At 40.4% G+C, this 8,319-nt stretch carries 10 protein-coding genes; 8 read left to right on the forward strand and 2 right to left on the reverse strand.

Annotation, left to right across the window (positions count from 1 at the left end; all coding sequences use genetic code 11):
• Both BGC07_RS22430 and BGC07_RS12390 read right to left on the reverse strand, forming a co-directional pair.
• Positions 1-318: hypothetical protein (locus tag BGC07_RS22430; RefSeq protein ID WP_235603151.1), on the reverse strand; the 318-nt coding region annotated here is incomplete at its 3' end.
• A 365-nt stretch (positions 319-683) separates the two neighbouring features.
• Positions 684-1,394: a helix-turn-helix transcriptional regulator gene (locus BGC07_RS12390; protein ID WP_069313366.1), complete on the reverse strand. Its 711-nt coding sequence runs from the start codon at positions 1,392-1,394 to the stop codon at positions 684-686.
• Between the two features lie 1,006 nt (positions 1,395-2,400).
• Here BGC07_RS12390 and gcvT point away from each other — a divergent pair.
• From gcvT to BGC07_RS23385, 8 genes are all read left to right on the forward strand, one after another.
• Positions 2,401-3,303: a glycine cleavage system aminomethyltransferase GcvT gene (gcvT, locus tag BGC07_RS12395; RefSeq protein WP_394332121.1), complete on the forward strand. Its 903-nt coding sequence runs from the start codon at positions 2,401-2,403 to the stop codon at positions 3,301-3,303.
• Positions 3,293-3,505: a glycine cleavage T C-terminal barrel domain-containing protein gene (locus BGC07_RS23915; protein WP_394332122.1), complete on the forward strand. Its 213-nt coding sequence runs from the start codon at positions 3,293-3,295 to the stop codon at positions 3,503-3,505. Before gcvT ends, BGC07_RS23915 begins: the two co-directional genes overlap by 11 nt.
• Positions 3,502-3,894 (forward strand): glycine cleavage system protein GcvH, encoded by a 393-nt coding sequence (gene gcvH / locus BGC07_RS12400; protein ID WP_069313367.1) that lies wholly within the window; start codon positions 3,502-3,504, stop codon positions 3,892-3,894. The genes BGC07_RS23915 and gcvH overlap by 4 nt, the downstream gene beginning before the upstream one ends.
• A gap of 12 nt (positions 3,895-3,906) precedes the next feature.
• On the forward strand, positions 3,907-5,283 hold the full coding sequence (gcvPA, locus tag BGC07_RS12405) for an aminomethyl-transferring glycine dehydrogenase subunit GcvPA (protein WP_069313368.1): 1,377 nt from the start codon (positions 3,907-3,909) through the stop codon (positions 5,281-5,283).
• Positions 5,277-6,731, forward strand: a complete 1,455-nt coding sequence (gene gcvPB / locus BGC07_RS12410; RefSeq protein ID WP_069313369.1) for an aminomethyl-transferring glycine dehydrogenase subunit GcvPB — start codon at positions 5,277-5,279, stop codon at positions 6,729-6,731. Before gcvPA ends, gcvPB begins: the two co-directional genes overlap by 7 nt.
• A 226-nt stretch (positions 6,732-6,957) precedes the next feature.
• Entirely contained in the window at positions 6,958-7,287 is a 330-nt protein-coding gene (locus tag BGC07_RS20175; RefSeq protein ID WP_069313370.1) for an MFS transporter, read from the forward strand.
• On the forward strand, positions 7,244-7,636 hold the full coding sequence (locus tag BGC07_RS23380; RefSeq protein WP_069313371.1) for a POT-type proton-dependent oligopeptide transporter: 393 nt from the start codon (positions 7,244-7,246) through the stop codon (positions 7,634-7,636). The genes BGC07_RS20175 and BGC07_RS23380 overlap by 44 nt, the downstream gene beginning before the upstream one ends.
• A 13-nt stretch (positions 7,637-7,649) precedes the next feature.
• Positions 7,650-8,319 (forward strand): oligopeptide:H+ symporter (locus tag BGC07_RS23385; RefSeq protein WP_162272291.1); only part of this gene is annotated, 670 nt, incomplete at its 3' end.

The raw sequence follows: 8,319 nt of genomic DNA on the forward strand, positions 1-8,319 counted from the left end.
AATAGTTATTTTATTTGCATTGACTGATAATTTTTTTGAGAATAATTTTCTATTTTCTCCAGAGTAAAAGCTAACAAAAAGTCCACCATTTGGCCCAGGATGAGAAAAGGTTACGCCATTGAATAGTTTAAGGTCAGTTTCTAAGCTATCTGAAAATATTCTTAAGTTGTCATTTTCAGGGTAGGCATCATGAATATGTATGTGCCTGTCAGGAGGTAATATGACAGTGTCAAATTGGTGAGTCTGGAGGTAATCTAATACTTGGGCGCAGCTACTGAGAGGTAGTAGCTTATCACCAACAAGGATGATAATGATCATCTCACTGATATCAAATGATGGTAAATATTTTATTAGCTTACTTTTTAATGCTTGGCACTGGTCGTAGCACCAAGGTGTCGCTGTAGGGAACATGTCAATTATATCGTATGCTTGCGAATTTCTAACAGTTGATTAATCACGTTATGGTTATTTGGAGTAAATATAGAAAAATATTTTAGATTACCTACTGTAGTTAGAAACTTAGCACTTAAGTTTAACTTGTTGGTTCTTATTTGTTTTTTCAAAGTAATATTAAGTCTTATTCAAATATGGGCGCTCTTAATAGGATAAAGTTAACAAATTTTTCTTAAGAGAGCATGAAGGGTTTTCTGAGTGACTATGCATGCGAATGATTATAACCAGTTTCATGAAAAGAGTGAGATTACTTCTATTCTTGATGAGCAATTGAGCTTATGCTTGATTTTTTCTATATGCAAATCTATCGTCCTTGGTGATTTGTTGAGCGAGTTAGCAATTAACTTTGATGAAAGTCCTTTTAACAGTAGTTGTAGACAGGTTGACTCTGCTTGAGTAATTCCCATGCTTTTCTCTATTTTTTCCATGTTTTTAATGGAATAACTATAATTGTTTTTTTCTGCTATGTTGTCTAATGGCAGCATGAGGTCATTGTCATAATCAAAATGCTTATCAAAGTCTAAGTAGCTGTGATTGGGAAAGGCTTGGCTTATTCTGTTTTTCATTAAATTTGCGGCAAGTTGTATTGCATGTATATGTTCTATAAGAATTTTATCGTCAATTTGCTGGTTTTTAACAGTTAAAGTAAAGGATTCGATAGAATCGCCAAGCTTTGATTGGCGTGTATAATAAATACCATCATCAAAATTGTATTTCTTACTCTCACCTTTAAACTCTGCTGTTAACGTTGCTTGATTTTTACTCCAGATAGAGAAGCTTTCTCGATCTTGAGTTGTCAGGGAGTAACGCTCTAATTGATTTAAGTGAAGTTTTTTCTTGAAATACTCTGTCTTCCAATCGGGTCGATTACTGAAAAAGAACCATCTGCCGCTTTTATCATTTGATGTATATGCAATATGATCGAAGCCTAGCGCAGCCATAGGCGTTATGATGTAGTCTATCTCTTTTTTAACCGCAGAGCGAAAATCTCGGGGGCTTGCCCCCGTGATGGACAGCTAAATCGGCGAAGAGCCGATTATTAGGCATTAGTTTTAGTTCAGTTGTAGAAAATTGGATAGTTGAAAAAGTGTTATGCTTTATGATTAGGGCCAGTTTATCTTGGAGTTGAAATTAAGAACGTTTTGTAAAAATGGAGAGTTGTTGGAATAGTTTTTCAAACTCGGTTGCTTGCGGCCGAGTTTTTGATAAGAGCGTGAAAAATTGATCATATCTAAATAACTGTTCACAAATATATTAACCTTTTTGTATTAAATTAATTAACAGCCTTGTATAACCTGTTGCTTTAAATTAATAATTTAGTTGTTAAGCCGTGGATTTAAGATGTTACAGTAGATGGAAGTCAGTTGTAATCCCATGTTTTTAGGCAGAATGGGGGAGTTATTGATTTACTCTCCATATGGCGAGCTTTATATTTCTTCTAGTTAGTCTAAATAAGGAGCATATTTGTCCCCTTTATTGTTTGTTATTGGTGAAAGTAGGTTAACAAAGATGAGGTGTTATGATAATTAGAGCATTAAGTAAGACTGTGTTTATATATTCGGAATAATAAAGATAGATCGATGAAAATGAAAAATGTTGGCTTCTTTTAGATGAAGGCTCAGGTGTTCAGCTTCATCAAAGGTCAAGTTTTTTACTGAAGTAATTTCAAAGCACTGACATTGTTCTGCTTATCATGTTAGGTAGCAGGATCTTCTCGTCTTGCCGGCAAGGTGAGTTAAAGCTAAGTGCTTTAGAATTACATTGTTTAGGTTGTTATGATAGCCGACATGGTGAGCAATTTTAGTTAATGTGTAGATTGCTTTTAACAGGTTGTTCTAGCGTGATTGTGGCTGGCCTGTACTGCTGTGTTTTGCAGTGCCGCTTGTATTTATCCAGTGAATTCGTTAATGTGTTTGCTCATTCAGGTTTTTGAATTAGGAGGGAGATGTGAGGAAAACAGCACTGTATGATTTACAGGATAAACTGTCGCCACGTTGGGTTGACTTTGCTGGATGGCAGATGCCCATTTACTACGGTTCGCAGCTAGAGGAACATATGGCTGTGAGAAATGATTCAGGGATGTTTGATGTTTCCCATATGCAAGTGGTTGATGTCAAAGGATCTGACGCTAAAGCTTTCTTCTCTTACTTACTCGCCAACGATATCAATAAACTTAAAACACCCGGGAAAGCACTGTATAGCTGCATGCTAAATCATGAGGGTGGTGTAATCGATGATTTAATAACGTATTATTTGGGTGACGAGTATTATCGTATTGTTGTCAATGCAGGTTGTGCGGATAAAGATATTGCTTGGATTAAAGAAATTGCTGCACAATTTTCAGTGACCGTAACGATTCCAGAAGATGTGGCAATCATTGCGGTACAAGGCCCCCAAGCTTTGGCGCGAGTGATCTCCATGCTATCGGCACCTAAAGTTGAATTAATCAGTCAATTAAAGCCCTTTTCTGTAGGGTCGATCGAGGGGTGGACAATTGCCCGCACAGGCTATACCGGTGAAGATGGTTTAGAGTTGATTTTACCTGTTGATCAGGCCGAGCAGGCTTGGCAAGATTTTATTGATGCTGGTATTACGCCTTGTGGTTTGGGTGCGCGTGATACACTGCGTTTAGAAGCTGGACTTAATTTATTTGGTCAAGATATGGATGAATCAACGCATCCTTATGAGTCTAATTTAGGTTGGACGGTGGCGTTAGCGCCTAGTGAGCGTGATTTTATTGGCCGTAAAGCGCTAGAAGAGATAAAAACACAAGGCTCAGACAAGCGTTTAGTGGCTTTGGTGATGACCGAAAAATGGCGTATTACGTCATGGTCAAAAAGTGATTGTTGAGGGGGTGGGTGAAGGTGTGATTACAAGTGGAACCTTCTCACCGAGCCTCGGTGTTTCTGTTGCATTTGCGCGTATTCCAGTCAGTGAAGCGGCAAGCGTTGAAGTTGAAATTCGTAATAAGCGTTTTCCTGCACATATTGTGCGTGGTCCTTTTGTTCGTCTAGGTAAAAAATCTAAAGCGGTTGAGGAGATTCTGGCATGAGTGAAGTCAATAACGAAGTGAAATACACAAAATCACATGAATGGGTGCGTGTTGAGGCTGATGGTAGTTTAGTGATTGGTATTAGTGATCATGCGCAATCCTTGTTAGGTGATGTGGTATTTGTTGAGTTGCCAGAGCTTGATACTGAATATGATGCAGGTGCTGAAGTGGGTGTGATTGAGTCAGTGAAAGCAGCAGCAGATGCTTATAACCCGATTGCTGGGAAAATTTTGGCTGTGAATGAAGCGTTAACTGACAGCCCAGAGCTTATTAATGAAGCTCCTTTTGCTGAAGGCTGGATGTATCGCTTAGCGCCTAATAATGCAGCGGATATCGATGGGTTAATGGATGCAGAGGCATATTCTGCGTTATTGGCTGAAGAAGAATAGTTGGGGGATAGCATGGCCTTTATTCCTCATACAAAAGCAGATGTAAGCCAAATGCTAGAAAGCATTGGCGTGAAATCTGTTGAAGATTTGTTTGATGAAATTCCAAGTGAATTAAAAATTGATGGCTTAGATTTACCTGAGGCACTCTCTGAAATGGCAGTGTTGCGTTTGATGCGTGAGCGTGCAAATCAGGATCAATCTCAGCTTAATTTTGTTGGTGCTGGTGCCTACGAGCATCATATTCCATCTGCAGTGTGGGACATCGTTGCCCGTGGTGAGTTTTACTCCGCCTATACCCCTTATCAAGCCGAAGCCAGTCAGGGTACTTTGCAGTTATTGTATGAATATCAATCAATGATGGCGTCGCTAACGGGTATGGAAGCGGCCAATGCGTCGCTTTATGATGGCGCGAGTAGTTTAGCTGAAGCGGTATTGATGAGTGTGCGCCTTAATCGTCGCTCTAAATCACGACGTATTTTAGTCTTAGGTGCCTTGCACCCAGCTTATCGTGAGACGATTCATACCTTGGTTTCTAGTCAAAAAATTGAGCTGGTTGATGTGCCTTTTGATGAAAAAACAGGCACAGTTAATTTAGACCGTTTAAAACCCTGGGAAAATGAAGACATCACTGCGGTGATCATCAGCCAACCGAATTTTTTGGGTCAGTTAGAAGATGTTGATGATTTAACCAATTGGGCTCATGCTCAAAAAGCGATTGTTATTGCCTCTGTGAACCCAACGGCTTTAGCCCTATTACATGCGCCTGGTCAATGGGGCGAAAAAGGTGCGGATATTGCCTGTGGTGAAGGTCAACCCTTAGGTGTGCCACTGGCTTCTGGCGGCCCTTACTGTGGCTTTATGACTTGTAAAATGCCACATGTGCGGCAAATGCCGGGACGTATCATTGGTCGGACAACCGATTTGGAGGGCAAAGAAGGTTTTGCCTTGACCCTGCAAGCACGTGAGCAGCATATTCGCCGCGCCAAAGCGACTTCTAATATCTGTACTAATCAAAGTTTATTAGTCACTGCAACGACGATTTACTTGGCTTTGTTGGGGTCTGAAGGCTTAAAGCAAGTGGCAACGCATTCATGTGCCAATACGCGGGCATTGGCTGAGCGCATTTGCCAGATTAAGGGCGTTGAGCAAGTCTATCAGCGTGAAAACAGTTTCCATGAAGTTGTTATTCGCTTGCCGATAAGTGCTAAAAAAGTATTAATAGGTTTAAGTAAAAAAGGTATTTTAGGCGGGTATGACTTAGGTCGAAATTACCCAAATATGGATAACTGCCTATTACTCTGTGTGACAGAAACGAAAACTGAGCGTGATCTAGAAAATTACTATGATGCGTTAATTGAAGTACTGACGGCGGAGGGTGTGTCATGTTAATTTTTGAACGTTCTGCAACCGGTCGTACCGCAACGGCGCAAGCACCACGTGAGTGTGAACAGGTCCAGTTTGCCGATAAGCATGTGCGCAAAGATAGGCCGACTTTGCCTGAAGTGTCTGAAATGCAAGTTGTTCGTCATTATACGCAGTTATCACAAAAGAACTTTTCAATTGATAGTCAGTTTTATCCGTTGGGTTCTTGTACGATGAAATATAACCCACGAGGCGCGCATAAGGCGGCGAGCTTAGATGGGTTTTTAAATCGTCATCCTTATTTAGCTGATCAGGATAACCAAGGCTTTTTAAGTTGCATGTATGAACTGCAAGAGATGCTCGCTGAAATTACTGGCATGTCAGCCGTTGCTTTATCGCCGATGGCAGGTGCCCAGGGTGAGTATGCAGGAGTTGCCATGATTCGCGCTTATCACTTAGATAATGGTGACTATGAGCGTGATGAAATTCTAGTGCCCGACGCTGCGCATGGAACCAATCCTGCTTCTGCGGTAATGTGTGGTTTTAAGGTCAAAGAAATCCCAACAACCAGCGATGGTGATGTGGATATTGGTGCCTTAAAAGCAGCCGTTAGCCCGAAAACAGCAGGGATTATGCTGACGAATCCATCAACCTTAGGTGTGTTTGAACGTAGAATTAAAGAAATTGCTGCGATTGTTCACCAAGCTGGCGGCTTGTTGTATTACGATGGTGCGAATTTAAATGCCATTTTAGGTCAGACGCGCCCGGGTGATATGGGGTTTGATGTGATTCACTTGAATTTGCATAAAACCTTTGCAACACCGCATGGTGGCGGTGGCCCAGGTTCTGGACCTGTGGCGGTGAGCGAGCGCTTAAAGCCTTATTTGCCTGTACCCTACGTGCAAAAGCAGGCTGAAACTGGTGAATATGGTTTGGTTGACCGTAAAGGCGCGCCGAAGAGCATCGGTCGCATGAGTACTTTTATGGGCAATAGTGGGGTATTAGTCCGCGCTTATGTTTATATTCGCATGTTAGGCAAAACGGGTGTGGAAGAGGTCAGCCGTTATGCGACGTTGAGCGCAAATTACCTGATGGCGCGTTTGGCTCAAGCCGGTTTTACTATGGCTTATCCAGGGCGTCGGGCAACCCATGAGTTTATTTTAACGTTGGCAGCTGAGAAGAAAAGTGCTGGTGTTTCTGCGATGGATGTTGCTAAGCGTTTATTGGATTACGGCATGCATGCACCGACAACCTACTTTCCGTTGTTGGTTCCAGAATGTTTCTTAATTGAACCGACGGAGACAGAAAGTAAGGAAGAACTAGATGCCTTTGTCGATGCAATGGTAAAAATTCGTGCAGAAGCTGTGAAAGACTCTGAGTCTTTACACGCTGCACCATATACTTTACCTGTACGTCGCTTGGATGACGTAAAAGCAGTCAAAGAGTTGGATATCGTCTGGCAAGAAGCCAAATAGTAATTTGCCTTATCAATTCAGCCAAATATAAGCACTTTCGCAACCTTTAGAAATAAAGGGAAGGGGTGCTTATATTTTATAAGTTATGTTCATTTCTCCTATAATTTTTTAATTTTTAATAAGTTAGACACTCATTACTGGACTTGCAATATAATCTTGCACTCGCTTTCCGAATAGGATAGTGATAGTTTAGTATTGTTTTTTATAAATTAAGAGATTTTTTCTAATGCTACAACAGCAGCCTAGGGGCCTTTATTTACTCTGTTTTACAGAGCTTTGGGAACGATTTGGTTTTTATACCGTACAGACTATTATTATCCTTTATATGAGTAAGGGCCTACTTTTTACAGATAAGCATGCTTACTTGCTCTATGGCGCTTTTAGTGCGCTACTATATCTAACTCCAGTTGCCGGTGGTTTTATTGCTGATCGCTATATTGGTTTTCAGCGGTCGATTATTTTAGGTGGATTATTATTCGTCATTAGTTATTTGCTATGTGCACTGCCGGGTCGTGAATCATTTTTTTCGGGGGTTAACATTATTAATTATTGCTAATGGCTTCTTAAAGCCAAATGTCTCGAGTATTGTCGGTGACCTTTACGAGAAAAATGACCCACGGCGCGATGGTGGTTTTACGTTATTTTATATGGGGATTAATATTGGTGCATTGATTCCACCGATTTTTGCAGGGGACTTAGTCCATCATTATGGCTGGCATAGCGGATTTTTACTTGCTGCATTAGGTATGTTGGTTGGTTTAATTACTTTTATTTATGGCCGCCGCCGTTTAAATGGTAAGGGGGGAGTGCCGAAAAAAAGTCCGTTATACCAAATATCTACTTATTTTAATCGCATTAATTTTTTGATTATTTTTAGGTATATTGATTTGCGCTTTAGCTATTAATGGTTTATTTTCAGTGCCGAAAATTACTTCAACTGTGTTAATTGTTGCATCTATTATGATTATTTTTTGGGTGATCATTGTTGCAATGCGTGAGTCGTATACTGATCGTAATAAAATCATTGCCGCACTGATTTTAACAGTTATTTCTGTTGGCTTTTGGGCTTTATATAACCAGACTTTTACATCCTTAATGCTATTTGCCGAGCGCAATATGCAGCCTGACTTTTTAGGGATGAAAATTAATGCTGAATTTACCCAATTCTTTAATCCATTTTTTATTATTGTATTGAGCCCTATCTTAAGTCAATTGTGGTTAAAATTAGATCGGTATAATTTAAATCCAAGTACACCGAATAAATTCTTTTTATCAACATTATTTATGTTGTTTGGTTTTATGGTGCTTGCATTTGCGACACGCTATATGGGGCATGACGGTATGACTTCTGCCTGGTGGTTAGTTGCGAGCTATTTTCTACAAACCGTTGGTGAATTACTAATTTCACCGATTGGCCTTGCAATGATTACTGTGTTGGTCCCAAGGCATCTGGTTGGAATGATGATGGGGGTGTGGTTTTTGTCCCAAGCGGCTGCGTTTTCTCTGAGTGGCTTTTTGGCGACGGTTTCAGCGGTGCCTGATCATTTACCGATTGAGCAATCATTAACTGTCTATGCACATGCTTTTT

This window comes from Piscirickettsia litoralis, from assembly GCF_001720395.1.
GTDB lineage: Bacteria > Pseudomonadota > Gammaproteobacteria > Piscirickettsiales > Piscirickettsiaceae > Piscirickettsia > Piscirickettsia litoralis.